The organism is Vampirovibrio chlorellavorus (assembly GCF_003149375.1).
Taxonomy (GTDB): domain Bacteria; phylum Cyanobacteriota; class Vampirovibrionia; order Vampirovibrionales; family Vampirovibrionaceae; genus Vampirovibrio; species Vampirovibrio chlorellavorus_B.
Genome location: NZ_QFWH01000001.1, coordinates 247,688 through 273,242, shown reverse-complemented (window position 1 = coordinate 273,242; position 25,555 = coordinate 247,688). Strand labels below are relative to the sequence as shown.

At 53.5% G+C, this 25,555-nt stretch carries 18 protein-coding genes; 7 read left to right on the top strand and 11 right to left on the bottom strand.

The window, feature by feature from the left end; translation table 11 throughout:
* Nucleotides 1–339: 339 nt before the first annotated feature.
* The 3 genes from DF283_RS01420 (at nt 340) to DF283_RS01410 (ending at nt 5,448) form a co-directional block, all read left to right on the top strand.
* A complete protein-coding gene (locus DF283_RS01420) occupies nt 340–2,808 on the top strand; it encodes an ATP-dependent Clp protease ATP-binding subunit (protein WP_443082976.1) in 2,469 nt (822 codons plus the stop codon).
* A 20-nt stretch (nt 2,809–2,828) separates the two neighbouring features.
* Nucleotides 2,829–3,866 carry a hypothetical protein gene (locus DF283_RS01415; protein WP_303672819.1) on the top strand — a complete coding sequence of 346 codons (1,038 nt, stop codon included), beginning with the start codon at nt 2,829–2,831 and terminating at the stop codon, nt 3,864–3,866.
* A gap of 214 nt (nt 3,867–4,080) precedes the next feature.
* The gene (locus DF283_RS01410; protein WP_303672817.1) at nt 4,081–5,448 is read left to right on the top strand and encodes a tetratricopeptide repeat protein; all 1,368 of its coding nucleotides are present in this window, start codon (nt 4,081–4,083) and stop codon (nt 5,446–5,448) included.
* 9 nt (nt 5,449–5,457) lie between these two features.
* Here DF283_RS01410 and DF283_RS01405 read toward each other — a convergent pair whose 3' ends face one another.
* Nucleotides 5,458–6,789 (bottom strand): DUF512 domain-containing protein, encoded by a 1,332-nt coding sequence (locus DF283_RS01405; protein WP_303672816.1) that lies wholly within the window; start codon nt 6,787–6,789, stop codon nt 5,458–5,460.
* Between the two features lie 161 nt (nt 6,790–6,950).
* On the opposite strand from DF283_RS01405, the gene DF283_RS01400 reads away from it, so the two are divergent.
* Nucleotides 6,951–8,675 carry a hypothetical protein gene (locus tag DF283_RS01400; RefSeq protein WP_303672815.1) on the top strand — a complete coding sequence of 575 codons (1,725 nt, stop codon included), beginning with the start codon at nt 6,951–6,953 and terminating at the stop codon, nt 8,673–8,675.
* A 13-nt stretch (nt 8,676–8,688) separates the two neighbouring features.
* Nucleotides 8,689–9,159: a Holliday junction resolvase RuvX gene (gene ruvX / locus DF283_RS01395; RefSeq protein ID WP_303672814.1), complete on the top strand. Its 471-nt coding sequence runs from the start codon at nt 8,689–8,691 to the stop codon at nt 9,157–9,159.
* Here ruvX and DF283_RS01390 read toward each other — a convergent pair.
* From DF283_RS01390 to dprA, 10 genes are all read right to left on the bottom strand, one after another.
* On the bottom strand, nt 9,156–10,106 hold the full coding sequence (locus DF283_RS01390; RefSeq protein ID WP_303672813.1) for a UDP-glucuronic acid decarboxylase family protein: 951 nt from the start codon (nt 10,104–10,106) through the stop codon (nt 9,156–9,158). The two genes, ruvX and DF283_RS01390, sit on opposite strands and share 4 nt — an antisense overlap.
* Nucleotides 10,103–11,461 carry a UDP-glucose dehydrogenase family protein gene (locus DF283_RS01385; protein ID WP_303672812.1) on the bottom strand — a complete coding sequence of 453 codons (1,359 nt, stop codon included), beginning with the start codon at nt 11,459–11,461 and terminating at the stop codon, nt 10,103–10,105. The genes DF283_RS01390 and DF283_RS01385 overlap by 4 nt, the downstream gene beginning before the upstream one ends.
* Before the next feature lie 203 nt (nt 11,462–11,664).
* Nucleotides 11,665–12,669 carry a GDP-mannose 4,6-dehydratase gene (locus DF283_RS01380; protein WP_303672810.1) on the bottom strand — a complete coding sequence of 335 codons (1,005 nt, stop codon included), beginning with the start codon at nt 12,667–12,669 and terminating at the stop codon, nt 11,665–11,667.
* On the bottom strand, nt 12,666–13,877 hold the full coding sequence (locus DF283_RS01375; RefSeq protein WP_303672809.1) for an LL-diaminopimelate aminotransferase: 1,212 nt from the start codon (nt 13,875–13,877) through the stop codon (nt 12,666–12,668). The genes DF283_RS01380 and DF283_RS01375 overlap by 4 nt, the downstream gene beginning before the upstream one ends.
* A gap of 217 nt (nt 13,878–14,094) precedes the next feature.
* Nucleotides 14,095–14,997: a TIGR02281 family clan AA aspartic protease gene (locus DF283_RS01370; protein WP_303672807.1), complete on the bottom strand. Its 903-nt coding sequence runs from the start codon at nt 14,995–14,997 to the stop codon at nt 14,095–14,097.
* Between the two features lie 195 nt (nt 14,998–15,192).
* On the bottom strand, nt 15,193–15,315 hold the full coding sequence (locus DF283_RS01365; RefSeq protein ID WP_303672805.1) for a hypothetical protein: 123 nt from the start codon (nt 15,313–15,315) through the stop codon (nt 15,193–15,195).
* 285 nt (nt 15,316–15,600) lie between these two features.
* Complete coding sequence (gene recN / locus DF283_RS01360; protein ID WP_303672804.1) at nt 15,601–17,358, bottom strand: DNA repair protein RecN; 1,758 nt, start codon at nt 17,356–17,358, stop codon at nt 15,601–15,603.
* Between the two features lie 71 nt (nt 17,359–17,429).
* Nucleotides 17,430–18,371, bottom strand: coding sequence for an NAD(+)/NADH kinase (locus tag DF283_RS01355; RefSeq protein WP_303672803.1), 942 nt, complete (start codon nt 18,369–18,371; stop codon nt 17,430–17,432).
* 61 nt (nt 18,372–18,432) lie between these two features.
* Nucleotides 18,433–21,426 (bottom strand): DNA polymerase I, encoded by a 2,994-nt coding sequence (gene polA, locus DF283_RS01350; RefSeq protein WP_303672802.1) that lies wholly within the window; start codon nt 21,424–21,426, stop codon nt 18,433–18,435.
* Nucleotides 21,414–22,571 carry a DNA-processing protein DprA gene (dprA, locus tag DF283_RS01345; RefSeq protein WP_303672801.1) on the bottom strand — a complete coding sequence of 386 codons (1,158 nt, stop codon included), beginning with the start codon at nt 22,569–22,571 and terminating at the stop codon, nt 21,414–21,416. Before dprA ends, polA begins: the two co-directional genes overlap by 13 nt.
* 144 nt (nt 22,572–22,715) lie before the next feature.
* Between dprA and kdsA the strand changes: the two genes are divergently transcribed.
* Nucleotides 22,716–23,558, top strand: a complete 843-nt coding sequence (kdsA, locus tag DF283_RS01340; protein ID WP_303672800.1) for a 3-deoxy-8-phosphooctulonate synthase — start codon at nt 22,716–22,718, stop codon at nt 23,556–23,558.
* 823 nt (nt 23,559–24,381) lie between these two features.
* Nucleotides 24,382–25,509: a DNA polymerase III subunit beta gene (dnaN, locus tag DF283_RS01335; protein WP_303672798.1), complete on the top strand. Its 1,128-nt coding sequence runs from the start codon at nt 24,382–24,384 to the stop codon at nt 25,507–25,509.
* Nucleotides 25,510–25,555: the final 46 nt, after the last annotated feature.

Sequence of the window (25,555 nt, the reverse complement as noted above, 5' to 3'; positions counted from 1 at the left end):
GGCCCATCCCGCCGTTGACTTTGACTCTGGACTGGGCTCCGTTAACTTTTGCGGCAACCGTTGGCCACAATGAGCGCAATATCGGTCGGTTTCCCGGGTTTCACCGGAACAGTTCGGACATGCCATCGGTACACGAACCCCCTTGATTCCTGAAAAAAACATTAAATTCTGAATGTTAGAGCTTTAACGCTCTTGTACGGGTTTCCCCGATAGGATACACTAGAAAGGTGAAGTGAGGGGAGCGTGTGCGTTTGAGAGAGTTTTCCTGCCGCCGGTCGCCTCTTTTACAATTTGATACTAAAATGTTTACAAAGAGATCGGTTTGCATCTGAGGCGCCTATGTTTGAAAGATTTACAGAAAAAGCTATCAAAGTCATCATGTTGGCCCAGGAAGAAGCACGTCGCTTAGGCCACAATTTTGTGGGCACCGAACAAATTTTGCTGGGACTGATTGGTGAAGGGACTGGCATTGCCGCCAAAACCCTCAAAGGCATGGGCGTTAACCTGAAGGAAGCGCGCGCCGAAGTCGAAAAGATCATTGGCCGAGGCTCCGGTTTTGTGGCCGTTGAAATTCCGTTTACCCCACGGGCCAAACGTGTTTTAGAACTGTCCTGGGATGAAGCCCGGCAGTTGGGACACAATTACATTGGCACCGAACACTTGTTGCTGGGCCTGATCCGGGAAGGGGAAGGCGTAGCCGCTCGGGTACTGGAAAATCTGGGCGTGGATCTGACCAAGGTCAGAAGCAACGTCATCCGTATGCTGGGCGAAACCCGGGGCGCCGCCACCACCGCTACCCCCGGACGCAGCAAAACCCCAACGCTGGATGAATTTTCTACCAACCTGACTCAATCCGCACAGGAACAGCGGCTGGATCCGGTGGTGGGTCGTGAAAAGGAAATTGAACGGGTGGTGCAAATTCTGGGCCGCCGTTCCAAAAATAACCCGGTACTCATCGGGGAACCCGGCGTGGGTAAAACCGCCATCGCCGAAGGTCTGGCCCAACGCATCGTCAACGGCGATGTGCCCGAAATCCTGAACGATAAAAAAATCGTGCAGTTGGATATCGGCTTGCTGGTAGCGGGCACCAAGTACCGGGGCGAGTTTGAAGAGCGCCTGAAAAAGGTCATGGATGAAATTCGCCAATCCGGCAACATCATTCTGGTCATTGATGAATTGCACACCCTGATTGGGGCGGGTGCCGCCGAAGGGGCCATTGACGCCGCCAACATCCTGAAGCCTGCCCTGTCCCGTGGGGAGTTGCAGTGCATCGGGGCCACCACCATCAGCGAGTACCGCAAGCACATTGAAAAAGACGCCGCGCTAGAGCGTCGTTTTCAGCCGGTCATGGTGGAAGAACCGTCCGTGGAAGAAACCATCGAGATCATGCGTGGGCTGCGGGAAAAATACGAAGCGCACCACAAACTGGTCATCACCGATGAAGCGTTGGAGGCGGCTGCCAAGTTGTCTTCCCGCTACATTGCCGATCGTTTCCTGCCCGATAAAGCCATCGACCTGATCGATGAGGCCAGCTCCCGGGTACGTCTGTCATCCAGCGCCTTACCACCGGAAGGCAAAGCCCTGGAAAAAGATCTCAAAGGCATCATCCGGGAAAAAGAACAGGCCATCCGCAACCAGGAATTTGAAACCGCCAGCGACCTGCGGGACAAGGAAGCGGAGCTGCGGGAAAAAATTCGGGAAATGGCCGAAGACTGGAAAAAGCAACAAGAAGACAAGAAAATTCTGGTCACAGCCGAGCATATCGCTCACATCGTATCCAGCTGGACTGGGGTGCCTGTCTCCAAGCTGACCGAAAGCGAGTCCGAAAAACTGCTGAAAATGGAAGACACCCTGCACGAGCGGGTCATCGGCCAGCATGACGCGGTGACCGCCATTTCCAAGGCCATCCGTCGGGCCCGTGTCGGTTTGAAAAACCCCAATCGGCCCATTGGCTCCTTTATCTTCAGCGGCCCCACCGGGGTGGGAAAAACCGAATTGGCCAAAGCCCTGGCCGATTACTTCTTCGGCTCTCAGGACAATATCATCCGGGTGGATATGTCCGAATACATGGAGCGGCACACGGTCAGCAAGCTGATCGGTTCCCCTCCGGGGTATGTTGGCTACAGCGAAGGCGGACAACTGACCGAACTGGTGCGTCGCAAGCCGTATGCCGTCATCCTGTTTGATGAGATCGAGAAAGCGCACCCTGATGTGTTCAACCTGTTGCTGCAAATTCTGGATGATGGTCGCCTGACCGATTCCAAAGGCCGCAACGTGGACTTCAAGAACACCATCATCATCATGACCAGTAACGTAGGGGCCCGGGGCATCGAAAACCCGTCGCCGTTCGGCTTCTCGGTCAGCGATGACGATGAAAAGGCCCGCTACGAAAAAATGAAGGAAACCGTGATGGACGAAATGAAAAAAATGTTCCGTCCCGAGTTCCTGAACCGTCTGGATGACACCATCATCTTCCACCAGCTGACCAAAGAAGAGATTCGCAACATTGTGGATATCATGTTGCAGGATCTGATCAAGCGGTTGGCCACCCAAAGCATGACCTTGTCCGTCCCGGATGAAGTCAAGGACGAACTGGCCAAAGAGGGCTACAGCCCCTCTTACGGTGCCCGTCCCCTGCGTCGGGTCATTCAGAAGAAACTGGAAGATGAACTGTCTGAACAGATTCTGCTGGGTCGCTTTAAAGAAGGCGATAACATCTCTACCAGCCTGAAAGACGGTGAAATCGTTTTTGAGAAAACCGATGAGAAACCCGCTAAAAAAGCAGATTCTCCCCAGGTAACCGCTTAGCTTAATCACGCCAGAGGCAGATGAGCAACACCCATAAAACCAGCTATGAGGTCTCTCCATCCCCGGCGGCAGGGATATCAGTTTTCGATCTGATCCTTCCGCCTCAGGCGATTCCTCTGCTGGTTTTATTGCTTCTGGTGACTCCCTTGGTCATTTTGACCGCCGAAAGCCTGATTGTGCCGCTGTTTGAGTGGATTCGGGCGCGCATTATGGTGGCAGCCGGACAAGAGCCAACCTTCGGGGATTTGCCGTCCTACTTTTTTATCAAACTTGGCGCTTTTACCATCCTGTCCTTCCTGGGCGGCTTCCAGTTGCTCCTGCGCATCAAGTCCATTTACTTCACCAGCTGGGCCAGGGCTTTTCCTCGCCCCCACAGCCTGCATGTGGATTACCAAACGGATAGCAATCAGGGCATGACGGCCCTGATTCAGTGGAAAATTTATCAGGTGGCCGCCATTTGTCTGCCCCCCCTTGTCATGGGCACTATCACCTTTGTTGTGGGCCTCATCGAACTGTATCTGTTTAATACCTTCAGCGATCTTTCCTTTATTGGGCTTTCCATGCAGCTCACCATTGAGCTGTTCCTGATTATGATGCTGGGGTTGTTCACCCTGTTTGCTGTCTGTAATAGCCTGTGGAATACTTTAACTTCCCTGTTTGGGGACGTCATTGCCGTCACCGAACCCGATTTATCCAACGCCCTGATTTTACAGCGCTGCGGACGCATTGCCTTTTCCTCCCCGTATGTGTATGTCCTGTTTCCGGCTTACCTGATTTTAACGCTCGGTATTTTGGGAGAAGTGTACTGGCTTTTAAGTGCCGTGGACGTTCACGACTTTACCAGTTTCCAGGCCAATATGGCGCTCATCTTCGGTCTGGAAGTCCTGACGGTAGCCTCCTATCTGGGATTTAACTTTTTCAAGTTCTTTACCTACCACCATGGCCTGTCCATTTATTACAGCAAACTCCCCCCTCAGCTGAGAGACTGCTTCAGCCCACCTCCCACCCGAAGCAACGCCCATCAGATAGCGGCACAGCTTTTCGCCCGGCGGCCCTGATTCATATAACCCTCTGTTTCAAACGGAAAAACGGCTGACATGGGCCCTGCTGTTCTGTGCAAAAAGAAACGCCTGAATGCGGCCCGCCTAAAACTGCAAATCCCGATTTTCTACATACACTTTGAACAGCTCCTGCAAACGCAGGATTTTTTCGATTCTTTTCTGGAGTTTCATCCCAACGCACCGAAACCACGGATAGGGCCCAAAGCCCGGATTGAGCATTCCAGCGGCCAAGCCCTCCATTCGACAGTGGGAGCAGTCAGCATCCATGGTATCCCGTGTTTATACACCACTCATCACCCCGTACCAGCGTCCTCAGCAAAACGCGGGCAACGGCAATGCGGGCACTGTAAACCCCGATGAACAAAAGGCCTCCGGCTGGCAGCCACCTCAGGCGGAGCAGCAGCGGGCAGCCCGAGAATCGGGATCATCCAGCTCTGGACTAAAAGCCATCCAGCACAGCCAGTTTCAGAAAATTCCCCTGAACGATGTCATTCATGACTTCAACAACACCATGACCGCCCTGGGGGTGGATGAGACTACCCAACAGGAAGTGGCCACCTATCTGGGTGTGGTACGCCTGCAAGCGGGCAAAGAACAGCCCGAAGTGGGATATATCAAGCAAACCCTGCGCACGGCGGCCAATACCCTGGATCAGTACATCGGCAAGGCCTTGGGACAGCCCTCCAAAGTGGTGAAGGAATGGGTGGATGCCCTGCTGATGCAGGACATTGACTACAAGGCCAACATTGCCCCGGAAGAAGTCAACCCGCCCAAGACCGCAAGCCAACGCCCCCCCTCCCAGCCACCCGATCCGGGTCCAGACACGAACCCAACGATGGTTCCACCGGATAAAGCAGAAACAACCGGTGTCAAAACACAGCTGAAATCCCTGATTGAAACGGCCAAAACCCTGCAAAGCCAGCAACAGTTCCTGCAGGCTGATGAAACGCTGCAAACGGCCCTGGACTTGCTTCAGGAACGCAACAAGCCAGACTGGGAAGGCAAAGTCTGGGGGTTAAGAGGAAAAATTCTGGATCAAGGCGGGCAGTGGCAAAAAGCCCTGAACGCTTACGAGCAGGCCGCCGATCGCTTCGCTCAGGCCCAACTACCCCAAAAGCAGTCCTATGCGCTGCAGGCAGCCGCCTCCCTGCTGGAAGATCACGGGGATCTGCAAAAGGCCAAAGGCTACTACGAACAAGTGGTTTCACTGGACGAGAAAACCGGCGATTCCAGAACGCTGCTGCATTCCCTGAACGATTTGGGCAGTGTGGCCCTCAAAGTGGGCGATACCACGCAGGCTATTCAGGCGCTGGAAAAGGCGGCCCAACTGTTACCCACGGAAAACATTTCACCCGCGGTACAAAGCGACATTCAGGCCAATCTGGCGGCCGCATACCGCCGAACCCAAAATTACAGCCAGGCCATTGATACCTACCAGCAATCCCTGCGAACCGCCCGGCAAGCCAAGGACAAAACACGCTACATCAGCGGTTTACAGCAGTTGGCATCCCTGTTTGTAGAGGCCAACCAGCCCCAAAACGCCATGAAAGCCCTGCAACGCTTGCAGCAATTAACCTGAGTCCACCCATTAGGCCGTAACGGGTTGCTGATTAAAAATTTTATCCACCAATTCACGGGCGCTGTAAGGATCTTGCACCACCAAAAACGGCAGGTTCAAGGCTTGCGAAAGCTCGCTGACCGTTTTGCCATCCAAAAAGGCCTCCGTGGATTGTTTGAGCATGACGGAAGGAATAATGGCGGCCCGGTAGCCAGAAATATCCATTTGAGAAAGCGTCGATAAAATATCCTGCCCGGTGACCAGACCGGCCACATCGACCGAATCCCCCCAAAACTGGCTTTTAACCGCCAGTAAATCCACATACAAGCCCTCCACCGCGTTCAGGCGGGTGGCGATGGGCTGTAAAATCATGGCCCCCAGCTTGCCGGTCAGTAGCAGTACATTCAAGGGTTCCGCAATCCTGGCAGGCAACTCATTCTCCAGATTAAAAAAGTCTTCCAGCAGCATGCGGGCCGTTCCCACCCCGTCATCCAACTGGGGAAACTCGCCGTATTCCGCATAGGAGGGCAGCGGGAGCCCCGCCTTAAAGTAAAATTCATCGGATAAAAAGACAAAATCAGCCGCATCGGGATGCTGAGCCTTAAACGTATCCACGATTTGAATGACGCCCAAAGCGCTTTGGCTGTCCACGGGGGTTAATTCCGAAAGCTGCTCCCGGTATTGGGTCAGGCCCACCGGCACCACGGCCACCGACATGGCCTCCGGGCGCAAGGTATAGAGATCGGCCAGCGACTGGCGCAGGCTGTCCCCATCCGTCAAACCGGGACAGACCACAATTTGGCAATGAAAAGGCACTTCCAGACTTTTCAGCCAGGAAAGCTCCTTCAGGATGTGGCCGCCCTTTTTGTTTTTCAGGGCCACCTCTCGCACTTCCGGGACGGTAGAATGCACCGAAACATACAAAGGGCCAGGCCGCAAGCGGGCAATGCGCTCCCGATCCCGCTCCGTAAGATTGGTTAAGGTAATATAGGTATTGGCAAAGTAGGACAGACGGTAATCATCATCCTTCACATACAGGCTGGCCCGCAGTCCGGCAGGTTGCTGATCGATAAAACAGAAGGGGCAGGCGTTATTGCAGGTTTTAATGGGGGTAAACACCGGCGAGGTGAAAACAAGCCCCAAATCCTCGTCCGCTTCTTTCTCCAGTTCATAAATCTCCTCTGAACCGTCGTTGTGTCGAACGTGCAGTTCAAGGTATTCTGAACCGGAGACTTCAAACTGATAGTCAAACATATCCTCCAGGGCATCGGAGCCATTGATAGCCAATAGGGCGTCCCCGGGCAGCAAGCCCAGCTGATCAGCAATACTGCCAGCGGCCACCGAAGCAATTACGGCATTCATTTTGAAGGACACGTCGGGTTTTCTCCTGCCTTACATGGCTTGACCAAGCACGATCATAACCGCTTCCCTAACAAAAACCAGTCCCGGCCCTGACTTGCCCGGATGGCCTGACCACGATTGGAAGCGGTGGTTAGAGACAGTAATGTAATACAATTTGAATTATGAACCAATCGCCCCCCCCCACCTCCAAACTTTTTATCCGCAGTGAAGTGCTGTCGGTCATCGATTTTTTGAACACCTGGGATGAAGCGTCCCGGCTGGATAAAAACAAGCAAATCAGACGCCTGCAAGTCATCACCGACCGGGAAACCGTCCTGCGCATTCTGGTAAAAGAGTTACAGCGAGCCGGTAACCCCTGCAGCATGCAGGTTGTTTCCGAGTTGCTGATGGAACTGGGCAGCATTGAGAGCCTGCAAAAACCGCTATGGTCGCTCATAGAAAACGCTAAAAGCACCGATGAGGTCAAGGACGCCGCCAACGTCATTCTGCGGCAACTGGGCGATGAGACCGACCCCAACCTGTATCTGGATTATCTGGACGATCCGGCCGGCCTGATCAACCGGGAAACTGAACGGATGCTGGAGGTTTCTACCCGCAACCCGGAAGCGCTGATTGATTTTATCGACTTTATTTTTTCCCTGCCCGTGGATGAGCAGTGCAACCTGATCAGCTCGCTACAATCGGACTACCCGGTGGAATACCTGCTCAACATTTTTTTACCCGCGCTTTTGGCCCTCCCGCCGCATCAAACCCAGGAACTGCTGTTAACCCTGCTGGGCGAAACCCGGTCCAAAAAAGCGGCCCTGTTTCTGGCTGAGCATCAGGACTGGTTTGCGGATGACCCCAAATTGATGAAAGTCATCAAAAAATCCATTAACGCCCTGAAAATCGGGGGCTTGTATCGAGACGAAAAACTGGATGAGGCTCGACTGGAAGCCACCGAAATCCATCCACTGGTGGCTCAAACCGAGCTTTACCAATGCTATGCCACCATCCCGGACGGCATTGGCAATCAGGGCATCATCATCAGCCGGGAGCGGGAAAACGGCGACATCTGCATGATGAGCGTGGCCATTAACGACCTGCATGGGGTAATGGACTGCTTTGGCTTTTACGAGCTGTCCAAGCCGGATTTCCACAAACTGATTGAAAAATTCCATGAGGAAAACACCAAAATCCACACCCCGGCGGCCTACTGCCTGCAAAAATTAAACGCCGCCGAAGCCATCAATCACCAGCAAAAGTTTCGGATTCCGTATGAGTACACTTGCTGGAAGGTCTTGTTGCAAGATCCGGCCCTGTTAGCCCTGCCCGCTATAGACCTGATTTCTAACAGCGCCCAGTGGGCCAATCCCAACTGGCATCAGGCCAGCGTCAGCCTCTATCAGCATCCCGACTTTAGCACCTGGTTTCTGGAGGAAGGCGATCACCCGGTGGTGACCAGCATTCTGGAAAACGTGCTGGAAGTCTGCGCCCGCGCCATGGCCGAAGCCAATGACGCCGAGAAAGAACATAAACTAAAGCAGTTGGAAGCCGCCTTTATCGCCACCCTGGATAAACTGGCCGAAGCCATGGTACACGGCCTGTTAAACAGCGAGTGGAAAGAGATTTTGATCAACCGGCTGGCCGATTCCGCCTACCTGTTGATGGAACAAAAGGCCAGCACCTTCGCTGGACTGGCCGCCACCGAGGTGCAAAAGCTGGTGAACTACCACGGCATCGAATCGGAACTGGATGGCTTTATCAAGCATTATGGGCGCCGCTGCGTGGAAGAGGATCTGTTGCGCCTGAAGCAAGGGGCCCAAACCAGCCCGGAACTTCAAAACAGCGACACCTTTGAGCATTTGGTAGATGCCGTATTAACGGCATGGGAGCTGGAACCGTGAGTAAAAGACCCTCATGAGCGATGACGAGTTGCTGCCGCCCCGCGTTTTGGGCATTGATCCCGGAGAAAAACGCCTGGGTTTGGCCATTAGTGATCCCTTCGGCAACTTCGCGGTGGGCTTGGAGACCATCAGCAATTACGAGGGCAAAGACCTGCTGCCTGAGTTTCGGGCGGTCTGTGATCGCTATGAGGTCAAAGAGATCATCATTGGCTTGCCCTTGCACATGAGCGGGGAAGAAGGGGTTTCCGCCCAAAAAGCCCGGGAATTGGGCGCCGTCTTAAGCGAGGGGCTGGGCCTTCCGGTGGCCTTTATGGATGAGCGGCTGACCTCTAAAATGGCCGAGCAATCCCTGCGGGATATGGGCATTCAAAGCTCTCGGGAGCGGCACAAAGGCAAGGTGGATCAAGCCGCCGCCATGCGCATTTTGCAGGATTATCTGGATCGCAAGAAAATGGGGAAAGTCAAAAAACAGGTGAACCGCTAACCCTGCTTTTTCAATTGGGCGTCAAAGTAGGCGATGGTCTTTTTCAGGCCCGCTTCCAGCATAATGGTGGGTTCCCAACCGAGTTTTTCCTTGGCGATGGTGATGTCCGGGCGGCGCTGAGTGGGATCATCCGGCGGCAAGGGCAAGCGCTCAATTTTAGAGCTGGAGCCGGTCAGGGCAATGACTTTTTCCGCCAGTTCCAGAATGGTGAACTCACCGGGATTGCCAATGTTCACCGGGCCGGGATAATCGTCCGGGGTGTTGTCCATCAGGCGAATAAAGCCTTCCACCAGGTCATCCACATAGCAGAAGGAGCGGGTTTGCTGGCCTTCCCCGTAAACGGTAATGGGCTTGTTTTGCAGGGCTTGCACAATAAAGTTACTGACCACCCGACCATCGTTAATGGCCATGCGGGGGCCGTAGGTGTTGAAAATCCGCACGATTTTGACCCGCAACCCGTGCTGCCGGTGATAATCCATGCACAGGGTTTCAGCAATACGCTTGCCTTCATCGTAGCAACTGCGAATGCCAATGGGATTGACGTGACCCCAGTAGCTTTCCTGTTGGGGATGCTGTTCCGGATCGCCGTACACTTCCGAGGTGGAGGCCTGAAAAATTTTGGCCTTGGTGCGCTTGGCCAAACCCAGCATGTTGATCATGCCCATGACATTGGTTTTAACCGTTTTCACCGGGTTGTACTGGTAATGCACCGGGGAAGCCGGACAGGCCAGATTATAAATTTCATCCACTTCAAGCAGAATGGGTTCAATCACATCGTGCCGAATGATTTCCAGATACTTGTGATCCAGGAGGTGCAAGATATTGTCTTTGCTGCCGGTAAAAAAATTATCCAGACAAAGCACCTCATGGCCCTCTTTCAGCAGCCGCTCCGTGAGGTGGGAGCCGATAAAGCCGGCTCCGCCCGTAATCAGAATTCGCTTTTTCATACGCCCGCCCGCTCCCGTTGCGTTTCTGATTCATCCACTTCAGCGGCATCCACACCGGGACGCCCCACGCAGTAGTATTCAAAACCCCGACGACCCATGCGCTCAATCTCATACTGGTTGCGGCCATCAAAAATAACGGCCCGCTTCATCAGGGTTTTCATCTTGTCAAAGTCGGGACGGCGGAACTCGTTCCACTCGGTCACCAGTAGCAGGGCATCCACCCCCTCTAAAGCCTCGTAAGCGGTTTCGGTATAGGAAATCTTTTCACCGAAAATCTGGCGGGCCACATCGGTAGCCTTGGGATCAAAGGCCTTGATCTTAGCCCCTTTGGCCAGCAAGGCTTCGATAATGGTTTTGCTGGGCGCTTCCCGCAGGTCATCGGTTCGGGGCTTAAAAGCCAGACCCCACATGGCGAAGGTTTTGCCTTTTACATCCCCTTCAAAGTAAGCCAGCACTTTGTCGATGAAATCCTGACGTTGCTGATCGTTTTTCTGATCCACCGCTTCCAGAATGCTCATGTGATGCCCATTTTCCTGACCGGTTTTAATCAGGGCCTTCACATCCTTGGGGAAGCAGGAACCGCCGTAGCCCAGGCCGGGGAACAGGAACTGCGGGCCAATGCGGCTATCGGTGGAAATGCCGGTGCGCACCATGGAAATATCAGCGCCCACTTTTTCGCACAGGGTACTCATTTCGTTGATAAAGGAAATTTTGGTGGCCAAAAAGGCGTTGGCCGCGTACTTGGTCATCTCGGCGGATTTGATGTCCATGTTGATAATGGGGTTGCCGGTGCGCAGGAAGGGCCCGTACAGCTCCCGCATAATATCGAAGGCCCGTTGATTGTCGGCCCCAATAACCACCCGATCCGGCTTCAGGAAATCATCCACAGCCGCCCCTTGTTTCAGGAACTCCGGGTTGGAAACGATGGAAAACTCGTGAGTGGTGGTCTCCGCCACAATGGCCCGAATTTGATCGGCAGTGCCGACAGGAACGGTACTTTTGGTCACAATGACCCGGTAACCATCCATGGCCTTGGCAATTTGACGGGCCACCCCAAAGACAGCGCTCAAATCAGCGGAACCATCGGCTTTTTCTGGGGTACCCACGGCAATAATGCAAATCAGGGACTTGCGCACGGCCTCATCCAAATCGGTAGTGAAGGACAAGCGGCCTTCCTTGGTGTTGGAGCGAATCAGCTCCTCCAGACCCGGCTCATAAATGGGAACCTGCCCCAGACGCAAGGTTTCAATCTTGGCGGGGTTGTTATCCACGCAGATAATATCGTTTCCCATTTCGGCCAGACAGGTTCCGGCCACCAGGCCAACATATCCGGTTCCAACAACGCATACTTTCACGGGCGAGGCTCCATTTTTAAAACGAACAAAAACGCTCTTTCATTCTAGCGCAAGGTTTCGGGCTTGTTACTTCAAAAACTGGTGTGACCCTAAAGCAAAAAGACCGACACAAGATCAGCTGGGTCTTACTTTGAGTGAAAAACCAATAGCCGGGTACAAATTGCCTCCGCACAAATCTTCCCCATCAGGCGGGTATCTATCCATTAAGCCATCGTGGGCGTTTTGCGGTAATGTTTGTACCACTCCACAAACTTGGGGATGCCATCCCGGATTTTGGTCTTGGGGCTGTAGCCCAACAACCGGTGGGCCTTGGAAATATCGGCAAAAGTCACCGAAACATCTCCCGGCTGGCGGGGTTGGCGATCAATGATGGCCTTTTTCCCCAGTGATTGCTCAATCAGGGAAATCAGGGTACCCAACTCGGTAGTTTGGGATTCTCCCAGATTGAAAATCTCATACGGGGTTTTATCGTAAGCCGTGGCGGCCAACACACCCTGAATAATATCGTCAATGTAGGTGTAATCCCGACGGCTGGAACCATCTCCAAACACGGGAATCGGCTTGCCCTCATCAATCAGGCGGGTAAACTTGTGAATGGCCAAATCCGGGCGTTGCCCGGCCCCATACACGGTAAAGAAGCGCAAGGCCACCACTTGCAACTTGTACAAATGGCTGTAGGTGTACAGCAGGCTTTCTCCCATGGCCTTGGTAGAGGCATACGGGGAAATGGGCTTGGAGATATCCTGATCTTCCCGGAAGGGAACCCGATCGGGGGAATCACCGTAAACAGAGCTGGAAGAGGCGAATACAAACTTTTTCACCCCGAACTCACGGGCCAGATCCGCCAGATTGAGAGTGCCCGTGACGTTGGTATCCAGATAGAGACGGGGTTCTTTCAGGGAGGGACGCACTCCGGCCCGGGCGGCCAGGTGAATAATCCCACCGCTTTGCAAGGCTCGCCCGTGATGCTCAAAAATATCCCGCAGGCCGATAAATTCCCGAATGTCCTTGCGGTACAACCGAAAATGGGAATTATTCAAAAAAGGAGCCACGTTGGCTTCTTTAATGGCAGGATCATAAAAGTCGTTGAACTCATCGACCACAATCACACCCGCCCCGGCATCCAGCAGGGCTTTGGTCAAGTGGGAACCGATAAACCCAGCTCCGCCGGTGATCAAATAAGTCTTTCCCGCAAACGGATTGCTCATGACTGGTAACGGATGCCTTTCTCTTTCAAGCGGTCAATGGCCTTCTGCAAAGTTTCTTTGGGGGATACCAACGACACCCGGAAGTAGCGATCCCCGGCCTCTCCAAAGGCAATTCCGGGGGTAATCACCACATCGGCGGTATCAATCAGGTGGCGGCACCAGGCCTTGGAATCGGGGAACGCCTTGGGAATGGGAAGCCACATGTAAATGGTGGCCTTGGTGGGCTCCACCTGCCAACCCAATTCACGGAACCCTTTGACCAGAACATCCCGACGCTCCTGATAGGTTTTGACCAGACCGGGCAAAAACTCTTCGCCGTGGTTCAAAGCGTAAATACAGCCATCCTGAATGGCGGAGGCCAAGCCGTAGTCCAGGTTTGTTTTCACCGAATACAGGGCTTTCACAATCTCCGGATTCCCCACGGCAAACCCGGCTCGCCACCCGGCCATGTTGAAGTTTTTGGAGAAGGAGTGAAACTCAATGGCCACATCCTTTGCGCCCGGCACATTAAAAATACTGGGCGGGTGGAAGTCGTCAAAGGTGATTTCCCCGTAGGCCAAATCACTGACCAGAACGATATTGTACTTGCGGCAATAGGCCACCAGCTTTTCATAAAAAGCCAAATCGGCCACCCCGGCGGTGGGGTTATTGGGATAACTCACAAAAAACAGCTTGGCCTTTTGGGCCACTTCTTCCGGGATGCTGTCCAAATCCGGCAGAAAATTATTTTCAGCGGTCAGCGGCACGTGATGGACATGCCCATCGGCAATCCAGGTGGCCCGGCTGTGAACCGGGTAGTAGGGAGAGGGCACAATGCTGTAGTCCCCGGCATCAATGTAGGCAAAGGTAATGTGAGCCAAACCTTCTTTGGAGCCAATGAGGGGCTGAACCTCGGTTTCCGGGTCAATGTCCACGTTATAGCGGCGCTTCATCCAGGCAGCAACGGCTTCTCGAAACTCAGGTTTTCCTTTGAAATTAGGGTAACCGTGGTTGGCCGGATCGGCCACCCCTTGCTGAATGGCTTTGATAATGGGTTCGGGTGTGGGCTGGTCGGGGTTGCCCATACCCAGGTCAATCAGATCCGCGCCCCGATTCCGCGCCGCCGCTTTCAACTCATCCAGTTCAGCAAAAACATAGGTGGGCAGCTTACTCAGGCGATTGGCCGGAGACTTTAGCTGACTGTGAGCGGTGCTAGGGGGCGTGGACATACCAAAACGATCCTTATTCGTGACAATTTTATTATAGATAAAAAACCAGATTCCACCTATCCAAGGCGGCATCAGGGTTTAAACTTTCATGCTGCTCCGCTGGACAGGGCAAAGTCAAGCGGTGTACCGGTTTGGCTATTTCCGGTCTGGTCTGTGGCCTTTTCCCCCTTGCCCCAAAGGCCAATCGAACGGCCCACCCGGGGCTTCAAAAACCCCGCTAGAACAACCGGTTCTGCTGAAAAATCAGGTGCCCCGCCTGCGGGTCAATGGTCACCACAAACTGGCGCATAAAACTGAGACCCAACAAGCCGGAAAAACTGGAACCTGCCCGCACCGGTATGACCGTGGCTTCCACGTTACGGGCCTCCAGACCATTAACTTGCAAGCGCTCAATGGTGATTTTGGGCACCTCAATGCGCCCGTTGGCAGTGGTGATCAGTACCTTTTCACAATTTGCCAGATTCAACCCCAGTTGCTCAGCCATTTGCTGGGAAATGGAAGTGTATGTTGCGCCCGTATCGATGATAAAGGCGCCGCTACTCTGTTGCCTGCCCTCATACAGGACGGCATCCACAATCAGGGCGTTGTGGGTATCTTTTAACAGAACCTTGATCGGCTCCTGCAATGGACTGCTGACTTGCTGAAAGGCGGATGTCGTGACGGGAGCGTAGGACACAGACTGCAACGTGGGGGATGGAGCCGTACGGGAAGACTCCTGAACACTGATAGCAGCAGCCAGGGCATTCACCCGCTCATGGGCGTAATGCACCAGGCGCGCTTCCCGACCCTGACGAATGACAAACTCATACTCATACAGGGCTTCGGAGAGGTGACCCAGCTTGTCCAGGGTCAAGCCCAGGTAGTAGTGGGCATTGGCATTGCTACTGTCAGCTTGCAATGCCCGACGAAAATAATCCTCAGCCCGATGATAGTCCCCCGAGCGGAACGCCTGCACCCCTCGGGCATAATCCGGCAGAAGGTAACCGCCTGTCGTAGCGGCTCGATCCTTGTTAGACTCTGCGTAAGGCTCTGCCTGAACCGCCAGTGCCCAAGCCATCAGGCAGCACAAGGCCGCCGTTGGCAGACCTTTGGTGACTCTTAACAGTGAAGCCGACCCCATGCACGATCCCTTTGCTATTCCGTCGCACTTGGAAACCCTATCGGCACCACCCTCAAAAATCTTTAATTTTTATTCAGATTTAAAAAATAGACATGACTTTATATAACAAAAAATCACTCCCTGTTGTTTTTATGCAAATACAAGGGACAGGGCTTTATCAGAAAGCTCCTAAAGGGACACAATTGGGGGACAGTATTATGGTTCAACCGCTTTGGGGTGGCCCCGGCTACCCGGGATTTCCACCACCGGGAAGTTATCCACCGCCGCCGGGTGGAGGTATTCCACCGTATCCGGGCCCTCCCGGCATTCAGGCCGCATTTCCGTATGGACCCAGTTTTGATGGCTTGAACGCCCATGGCCTGACCAACAACGCCTATACCAATTCGTTATTTGAAGATGTTAATTTCATGCAAGGGCTGATTTACAGTGGCCGTGGGGTTGGATATCCACCCATGCCGCCATTCCCGCCCCCCATGGGCCCGCCTCCTCAAGGCCCACCGCCGCCCCGATAATTCGGGCCAGTACAATCAACCATCCCTGAAAGCCCTTTGGAGGTATCGCCACCCAGCCTGCCGCCAAGGGCTTTTAGGGTACCCAAAAAACCTAACCTACAGTCGTATAGCCTTCCATTTGCCGATAAAACTGATCGGCATCGGTCTGCAAACGACGAATGAACTTCTCCACGGCGTCATCCCCGCTGTCCATGCCACTCACCAAACGACTCAGCACCTGAACGCGCTGCGCATCATCCCCAGCCAGAACGTGAACCAGTACCTGCACGGTTTCCGAACCGTCTTTTTGTTGCAAGACCTGCTTTTCCACATGGAAATGCTGGCGTCCCATGGCCGCAATCATGGGCTGGTGGGTAATGGCAATCACCTGAATGGCTTTAGACAGGGCTGCCAGTTTCTCCGCCACGGTTTTGGCCGTGGGGCCGCTAATACCACTGTCAATCTCATCAAACACCAGGGTCAATAAGCCATCCGCACCGGCGGTTAACACTTTCATGGCCAGCAAAAACCGAGAAAGTTCCCCCCCACTGGCCACTTTGGCCAAAGAGCGCAAGGGTTCCCCCGGGTTGGCCGAAAACAGGAACTCCAATTCCTCCAGCCCTTCCCGGCTGTAGGAAACAGGCAGGAAGTCAATGTCAAACGACACCCCGGGCATGGCCAATACCTGCAATTGTTCCAGCAAGCGCTGCTTGAGCGATTCAGCCAGATGTCGACGAGCCTCACTCAACTGCTGACTGACCTGCTGTAAATCGGTTTGCTTTTCCGCTATGGTCGCTTCCAAGGCCTGAAAATTCTGCTCGCCCGACTCCAGAAAATCCAGCTCCTCGGCCAAGCTATCCCGCCGCTCTATCACCTCTGCCAGGGTATGGCCATACTTGCGCTTTAACTTTTCCAATGTATCCAAACGGTCTGAAAGCTGCCCGATGCTTTCCGGTTGTACTTCCACCCGATCCGCATAGCGGCTCAATTCACTGGCCACAGCCTGCAATTCGGCATAAACCCCATCCAGTTGCGTCGAAAGCGTCTGCAACGCCGGATCGTAAACAGCCCCCTCCGATAATTTTTTTTGCAGAAGCGATAACTGATCCAGCACAGCGGGGGTTTGAGCGTCTCCTTCGGTGAGCAGATTGGCCCCTTGCTCTGATATTCGAATCAGACGCTCCGCATGACTCAAAATTTCCAGTTCCTGCCGGGTTTTCACATCCTCCTGATCATCTTCCAAGCGGGCCTCTTGCAATTCTTGCAACTGGAACATCAAAAAATCCCGCTGGCGCTCAATATCCTGCCGGTTTTTCATCAGCGTGTCCAATTGGCGATTGAGCGTGGCCCATTCATCGTAGGCTCGGGCCACCTGTCGCTTTAAAGCCCGATGGCTGGCATCCCCGAAGGCGTCCAAATAGGCCCGCTGCTTGTCTCGCTGGAACAGACTGGTCAACTCATGCTGACCGTGCAAATCAATCACCCAGGGCCGCAAGGCCTCCAGAACATCCCGGGTCACCGGCGTGCCATTGATGCGGGATCGACTCCCCCCGGGGGTAAATTCCCGAGACAGTAAAATCTCGGTTTCATCCGGCAGCAAGGAAACCCCTTGGGCCTCCAGAAAGTCACGCAACGGCTGAGAATCCTGCAAGGCGGTGATGTCAAACAGCAATTCAACGTGTCCCCGCTGGGTGCCCGCCCGTAAAATTTCCCGGGGAGAGGCTTTGGCTCCAAAGGCCAAGGCAATGGCATCCAGCAAAATGCTTTTCCCGGAGCCACTTTCGCCGGTAATGACCGTAAAGCCCTTGTCAAAGGAAACCGATACGGTTTCCACAATGGCGATATTTCGAATTTGAAGCTGTTTGAGCATAACGAAAGGGGTCTCAACCAATGTTGGCCAAAATATCAGGCCTAAAAAAATTAGAATCAGACTGAAAAAAATCAGACTGAGGGAGAACTTTGCTGCGGCGGATGCTCCGTATAAACCTGCGCTCCGGCTCGGGCCTCCTGAGATTGCCAGCGAGGATTCATCGACCACTGCAACTTACGCTTGAGCAGGGAGTAAAAGTCATTTTCGCTCTGTTCAAAATTCACCATCTGGAAGGGAATGGCCGCCCGAACCACCACCAGAGATTCTCCCGGCTTCAGCACACCGCATTCCAGACCATCCAGGGCGTAGACCACGTCCTGATTTTTGGCATCCGACTGGATTTTAAATTCCTTGTTAAAAGGCACCACCACCGCCTTGGCGGAAAAACTATGGGGACAAATGGGGGTAATGGAAATGGCGTCCACTTCCGGAGAAATCACCGGGCCGCCTGCGGCCATGGTATAGGCCGTGGTGCCACTGGGGGTAGACAAAATCAGTCCATCGGAATCGTAAACGGCCACGGGCGTATTGTTGACATGCAAATGCAACCGGCATAACTGGCTGGGGTTGGCGTTTTTCACCACCACATCATTCAGGGCCAGCTCTTCTTGCAAGGCGGTGACATCACCTCCCGCTTCCCCGCAATTTTCAATGGAAAGCATCATGCGGGACTCCAGGCTGTATTTGCCCTGAATGAGCAGATCCAGGTAAAACGGAATCTTGTCAGCCTCAATGTGGGTTAAAAAGCCCAAAGCACCGGTGTTAATACCCACCAGTGGCACATTCTCGCTGACAAACTTGCGGGCCGCCCTTAAAAAAGTGCCATCGCCGCCCAACACAATGACCAAATCGGGGTGGGCCGCCGCCGGAGGTACTACCGGGCAATCCTTGCCCAACACCTGCAAATGGGAAACATGCACCCCGTGATGGGTTAAATATTCCAGCACCTGATTGGCGTAAACGCTCTGGGGATCGGTACTCAGATTCTGAACCAGGGTAACGTGCTTTAGCATGGGGCCTCACAACAACACTGCCAGCAGTCCACGAAAACACCGCGACCACTCATTTCCCATTCTACTCCATCCAACTGGGGCCAACATAGACATCCACCTCTAAAGGCACATGCAACGGCTGTCCCAACTCCATGGCAGTACGCACCAACCGCTTCACCTGCTCCAGTTCGGCATCCGGCACTTCCAGCACCAGTTCATCGTGAACCTGCAGAATAATACGAGTCTTTAAGCCTTCCGACAAAAGCTGCTGATGCAAGCGGATCATGGCCACTTTCATCAAATCGGCGGCAGACCCTTGCAAGGGGGTATTGAAAGCGGCGCGCTCGGCGAATTCCCGGATACTGCGGTTGCTACTTTGCAGGTCTCGAGAGAGATCCCGGGTGCGCCCGCAGATGGTTTGCACCTGCCCGGTTTTGTGGGCCTGCGCTTTGATGGCGTCAATACACTGCTTGACCTTGCCATACCGGGAAAAGTAAAGCTGAATGAATTGAGCCGCTTCGCTTTGGGGGATTTTAAGCTGCTGGGCCAAACCAAAGGGCGATTGTCCGTAAACCACCCCAAAATTGACCGTTTTGGCTCGGTAGCGCTGCTCTTTGCTGACTTTATCAAGGGGCAAGCCGAACACCAGAGAGGCCGTGGCCGTGTGAATGTCTTCCCCTTGCTGGAAGGCCTTGACCAAGTGCGGATCTTCCGAAAAATGGGCCAGCAAGCGCAGCTCAATCTGGGAATAATCGGCGGACAACAACGACCAGCCTTGGGCTTGCTGTGGGACAAAGGCCTGCCGAATCAGACGGCCCAGCTCCGTGCGAATGGGAATGTTCTGCAAATTGGGGTTACTACTGGACAAGCGCCCGGTGGCCGTCACCGTTTGGTTAAAGCTCGTATGCAGACGATGGGTTTTCGGGTTGACCAGAGCCGGTAAGGCATCGATGTAGGTCGATTTCAGCTTGAACAGCTGTCGATACTCCAGCAGCTTGCGCACTATCTCATGCTCATCGGCCAGTAATTCCAGCACCTTCACATCGGTGCTGTAGCCGGTTTTTCCCTTGGTTTTACGGGTGGGGGCAATGCCCATTTTGTCAAACAGGACTTCGGCCACCTGCTTGGGGGAATTCAGGTTAAAGTCCCCGCCCGCCAGATCACAAACCTCCCGTTCCAGGATTTGCAAGCGCTCCGCCAATTCATCACTCAGCTTTTTCAGGTAGGCCGTATCCAGAGAAACGCCCGTCCACTCCACATCTGCCAATACATGGGCCAGGGGCATTTCAATTTCATAAAACAGCGTCCATTGTTGCTCATCCAGCCGCTCCAAAAAGTACCGAGCCAGGGCTATGGTGGCGTAACCGTCACAACTGGCGTAAGCCGCCGCCAGCTCCACCGGCACCTCGGAAAACAACTTTTCCTTCTTGCCGGTGCCAATCAGCTCCCTAATCTCGGTCATGGACTGGCCCAACACCTCTTCCGCCAGCGCTTTTAAGCCGTGCCGCCGGTCGGGGTTCTGCACGTAGCTGGCAATCATGGTGTCAAATACCAAGCCCCGTAAAGGGATTTCTAATTGCCTGAAAATATTGCACTCAAACTTGGCGTTATGAACCAGTTTCACCACCGACTCACTGGTTAAGACCGGGCGCAAGGCTTCTAGAATCTGTGTTTCGGTAAGCGATGTTTCCAACCCTTCCGCTCGAATGGGAATGTAAAAATTGGCAATAGACGCTTCAGGTAAGTTTTCCTTCAGGCGCAGCGCTGGAAAGGCCGCCGGATAATCGGACAACGCCAATTGGTTCTGGGCGGGCCGCTCAAAACGCTCAAAGGCGTCCCACACGGATATGGCGACCCCGGCCAATTGGGCCGTGTGTACATCCAGGCCGGTGGTTTCCAAATCCAGAGCAAACACCTGGGCTTGCTCAATCTGCTGGATGAGCGCACTCAAGTGCTCCAGTCGGGTCACAATGGTATGATCCACCCGCATGGGCTGCACTTGAAGGCTGGCTAGCGAGGAAACCTCCTCCCTCCCGGGTGAATCCGCTGCATCCAAGACTGAGTCTGTGGACTCGGACAGCGCTCCTGATTGGGTTTCCATCAAAAATGATCCAAACAAAACCGGGGCTTGCTTGAGAATCGATTTAAATTCCATTTTCTCCAAAAAGGCAGTCAAGGCTTCCAAATCGGGGATCACCAGATGGCAATCCTCCCAGACCACGGACAGTGGCACTTCCCGGTTAATGGTAGCCAATTGCTGGCTTAAAAAAGCCTGATCTTTGTAGGTTTCCAGCTTTTCCCGCAGCTTATTGGCAGGCAATTCCTCAATGTGCTGGTATAAATTCTCCAAGGTCTGGTATTCCGTCAGCAGCTTGACCGCCGTTTTATCGCCAATGCCGGGTACACCGGGAATATTATCGGAGGTGTCTCCCTTGAGGGCCTTAAAATCAATCACCTGCTCCGGGTAAATGCCCCACTTCTCAAACACCCCTTGCCGATCGTAGGTTTTCATCTCCTCACGGGGCATGCGGGCCGGAATCAAGACTTCAATCTTCCCGGCGTGGGCTTTGGCCGGGTTGGCGGGATCTAAATCATCCACCAACTGAAAGGCATCCTGATCCCCGGTCAGGATTTGCACCCAAAAGCCTTCCCGGGCGGCTTTACAAGCCAGGGTGCCGATCACATCATCAGCCTCAAAACCTTGCTTCTCGTATATGGGGATGCCCAATAGCTCCACCCCCCGGCGGATTAAGTCCATTTGTGCGCGCATTTCATCGGGCATGGAATCGCGATGGGCTTTATATTCTGGGTAAAGCTCGTTGCGGAAAGTTATCCGGCTGACATCGAAAGAAACGGCGATGGCATCCGGCTTGATTTTTTTGAGCAAAGCAAACAGGTTGTTGAAAAACCCATACACGGCCCAACTGGGCGTCCCCTCGGAGGTGCGCATATTGGTGCGCTCCAGGGCAAAATGCATGCGATAGGCCAGCGAATGACCGTCAATCAACACCAGGGTCTTCATGGTACCTGCCCCTTTGGCTGTTCCGCTTTTTTCCAGAATCTCTACTTGCGACAAACTTTAGCCCCCGGCAACAAAACAATCAAGCCTTCCAACTCCAACAGAGTTAAAAGCTCATTGATTTTAGCAGAAGCGTATCCGGTTGCCCTCGGTAAATCATCAATGCCCATGGGATCATAAGCAATGGCTTGTAATAATCGCCCCTCTTCTTCGGACAACTCCGGCAAACTGGCTACTTGCGGTTGACTGTGCCTCATCATTCCATCGGTGTGTGGAGTATCCCAGCCCAAATCAGTCAACAACTCTGAGCCTTTATTAACAAGCGTGGCCCCTGTTTTGAGCAGCTCATGAGGCCCCTGGCTCCCGGAACTAAAAATATTTCCGGGTACGGCATACACAGAACGTCCCTCTTCGGCAGCTAAACGGGCCGTGATCAGCGCCCCGCTTTTGATATCGCCTTCCACCACCACAATGCCCTGACACAGCCCGGCCACAATGCGGTTCCGTTGGGGAAAGGAATACCGGGTGGGCTGGGTACCGGGTGGGTATTCACTGACCCAGGCCCCGCCCGCCTCCAGTATTTCCTGAGCCAGCATCCGGTTGGACGCCGGGTACAAAATATCCAGCCCGCACCCAAACACAGCCACCGTGGGCAAACTACACTGGATGGCCTGCCAATGGGCACAGGTATCAATCCCGGCAGCCAGTCCACTAACAATGGCCACTCCAGTCGATCGCAATTCCTGAATCAGTTTTCCAGTCACTTTTCGCCCGTATTCACTGGATTTACGGGTGCCCACAAACGCCAGACACCTCCCGGAAAAGGCTTCCAGCCTCCCTTTGACATACAACAAGACCGGGGGGTTATAAATTTCTTTCAACAAGGCTGGATAGGCTTTCTCAGTAATGGCAACGGCCTGAATACCCTCGGAACGCTCCCGCTGATGCAGTGTGATGGGTAATCCCTCATCCCTGCGTTTTAAAAAAGCGGCCAACTTACTGGCCCCCAAGTGAAGTGCCAACTGGGCCTCGGGAGCATTCCACAGGGCTTCCGGAGATTCAAAGGCCCGTAGTAACTTCAGAATAGACAAGTTTCCCAGCCCATCCACCTCTAACAAAGCGCGCAAGTAAACAGCGTCCGGGTAAGGCGCTTGGGGAACAGAGGTTATAGAGGGTATTTCAGTGGGCGGTATCAAACTCATACCCCTCATGGTGGCAAAAGACGACTGTTCGCCACAGGGTAAAATCTTCGGTTTTACTTCCCTTGCCAGCCAGTCCGCTTGAAGCATCCCCCGAAAAATGGTTTGATAAGGCAAAATTCCCCAATGCACAGGATGAAACTCCCCATGTCCAATCCCCTCAAATCCCAATTCATCGTCATCGCTGGCCCTTGCATTCTTGAAAATAACCGGGGCGAGGTCAATTTTGAGACCGCCCGTCAACTCAAAGCCATCATGGCCCAGTTTCCCGAAGTCAAATTTTACTTTAAAAGCTCCTATGACAAGGCCAATCGCTCTTCCATCAACTCCTACCGAGGGCCGGGGCTGGAAGAAGGCCTTCAGATCCTGAAAGAAATCAAGGAGAGCGTGGGCGTCTCCATCTTGACCGATGTGCATTGGCCCCATGAAGTGGCTCCCGTGGCGGAAGTTGTGGATATGATACAGATTCCGGCGTTTTTATGCCGCCAGACCGATTTGTTGCTGGAAGCCGGTAGGACCCCCATCCCGGTAAACATCAAAAAAGGGCAATTTTTGGCCCCGCTGGACATTCGCCACGCCGCCCACAAGGTTAAAAGCATGGGTAACCAGCAGGTCTACATTACCGAACGGGGCAGCACCTTTGGCTACAATAACCTGGTGGTGGACATGCGGGCCATCCCCATGGTGCAATCGCTGGATTTGCCCATTATTTTGGACGCCACTCACAGCGTGCAGCTACCCGGTGGAGCCGGAGAAACCACTGGGGGGAATCGGGAGTACGCCCCCTTACTGGCCAAAGCCGCCGTGGCGGTTGGCTGTAACGGCTTGTTCTTTGAAACCCACCCCCAGCCTGAAAAGGGGTTAAGCGACGCCAGCAACATGTTGCCCCTGCATTGGGTGGAACCCATGCTGCAAACCTGTATGAAAATCCGGGCCCTGGTGCAGCAGGAAGGCCCTTACCACCTTTCTGAAGCGTTGCAGGAAGTTTAAAATCAGGATCAAATAGCCCGATAGTCTGACCTCAAATCCAAATTGAACGATTTGGACGATAGCGACTGGTTCAGGCCTTCAAACCCATCCACCCACCACCGCCTGGGACTTTAAACCTTGTCGGCGCACAGCGCCGCTTGGTACCCCTTTTTTATTAGTGTTCCCGCTTTACGATCCCTCTGCCCGGACTGCCCTTGTGGTGCCAACCGTTTTGATCCCTTCTCCGTTCTCTGGGGGCCTTCTCAAAGCCGCATCCCGATCGCCAGCAGATGCTTCGCCAAGACCAGCTACAGCTTTCCGATCGCCGTAAGGCCTTTTGCAGCTCTCCCAGATCGAAACCCCTTCGCTTCAAAGCCTTTCCCCAAAGCCGATCGTCAAAACCGGCATGACGATCCACCGAAAGGCCCGCCACCGGATCACAATCCGCAATATTCGGGATCAATTCGTAATAAAGAGCGCTACTTTACACACCCTGATCTGTTTAAAACCTGTTGAAGCGATCGATTGAAGAAGTGATCAAGTGCTGTTCAAAACCCGGATCTGTCAGAAACTTTCAACAACCTCAACAGGATCTCGACAAGTTTTCAACAACCCAAGAACCAAGCATATCAACATTATCAGAGAGTTTTCTACAGGTTTTAGGTCGCTCTAAGTACGATGATGGATCTAATTTATAAAAAACGATCACGATCAGGAACGATCAAAACTTGCCTCTGGAACAGCTTGTAAAAAGATCGGGAGATTGGCTTGAAGATCGCTACCGCAAATGTGTACTCTATAGTTGAATGAGTAAACGAAATGGACAGTAAGGAGATCCCGGATCATGAAATTTGCCGTTCAACGTGAAGATATCCATCAGGCTGTGTCCGCCGTGCAACGGGCCACGGCTACCCGTGTTATCCAGCCCATTCTGTCCAATATTCTCATTGAAAGCGTTGGCCCGGACACGCTCAAACTCTCGGCCACCGATCTGGATTTTGGCATTCAAACCACCATTCCGGCCAAAGTGCTGGAGGAAGGCCGAACCACGTTATCGGCCAAAAAACTGGCGGAGATCCTCAGCAAACTACCCACGGGCCGCGAAATTGAGTTTGAAATTGAAGAGGCCGTGCAAACGGCCCGTATTCAGTGCGGAACCGCCTTGTTTGACATGCGCACCCTGCCCGCCGATGAGTTCCCCGTGATAAGGCAGATTGATGAACAAGGCTACTTGGAAGTAGATGGCAAGGCTTTTATCCGGGCCATCAACCAGACCGCCTTTGCCGCCGCCAGTTATGACGCCAACAACGTTCTGGGCGGTGTCTTTTTTCAGTTGAATGAAAGTGGACTGGAAATGGCCGCTACCGATGGCTCTCGTCTGGCCCGGCGGATTGAAACGGTCTCTGAAGGGGGCGTAACCCCTCAAATGAACGTATCCGCCATTATTCCGGCCAAGGCCTTGCAAGAGTTTCTGAAGTTATGCGCTTCCGATATCAGCGCCCAGCCGGTTCGTTTGGCCATTCAGGACGGGCAAATTGCCTTCCGCACCCCCCGGTTTTACGTGTTGTCCCGCTTGCTGGATGGTCAGTATCCCAAGTACAACCAGCTCATTCCGGTGGACAATAAAATCGTGGCCTTCGCCAACAAGAAAGCCTTCATTGATTCTCTGGAGCGGACGGCCGTTATGGCCAACGAGCGCACTCATATCGTCAAACTATCTCTGGACAGGAACAACATGAGTCTGGCCGCTCAGACTCCGGATGTGGGCGACTCCAAGGATACGCTGGAAGTGCTGTACGACGGGGATGCCCTGAACATCGCCTTTAACTACAAATACGTGATCGATGCCCTGAAGGTGATTGAGTCCGATGATGTGCGCATGGAAACCAATGGCCCCTTGTCGCCCACCATCTTCCGGGGCAAGGAAGAAAATGGGTATCTGTGTCTGGTCATGCCGGTACAGGTCAAATAAAGGCCGAAATCCCAGACAGGGATTTTCTTTTCCTGTGAGAGAGATG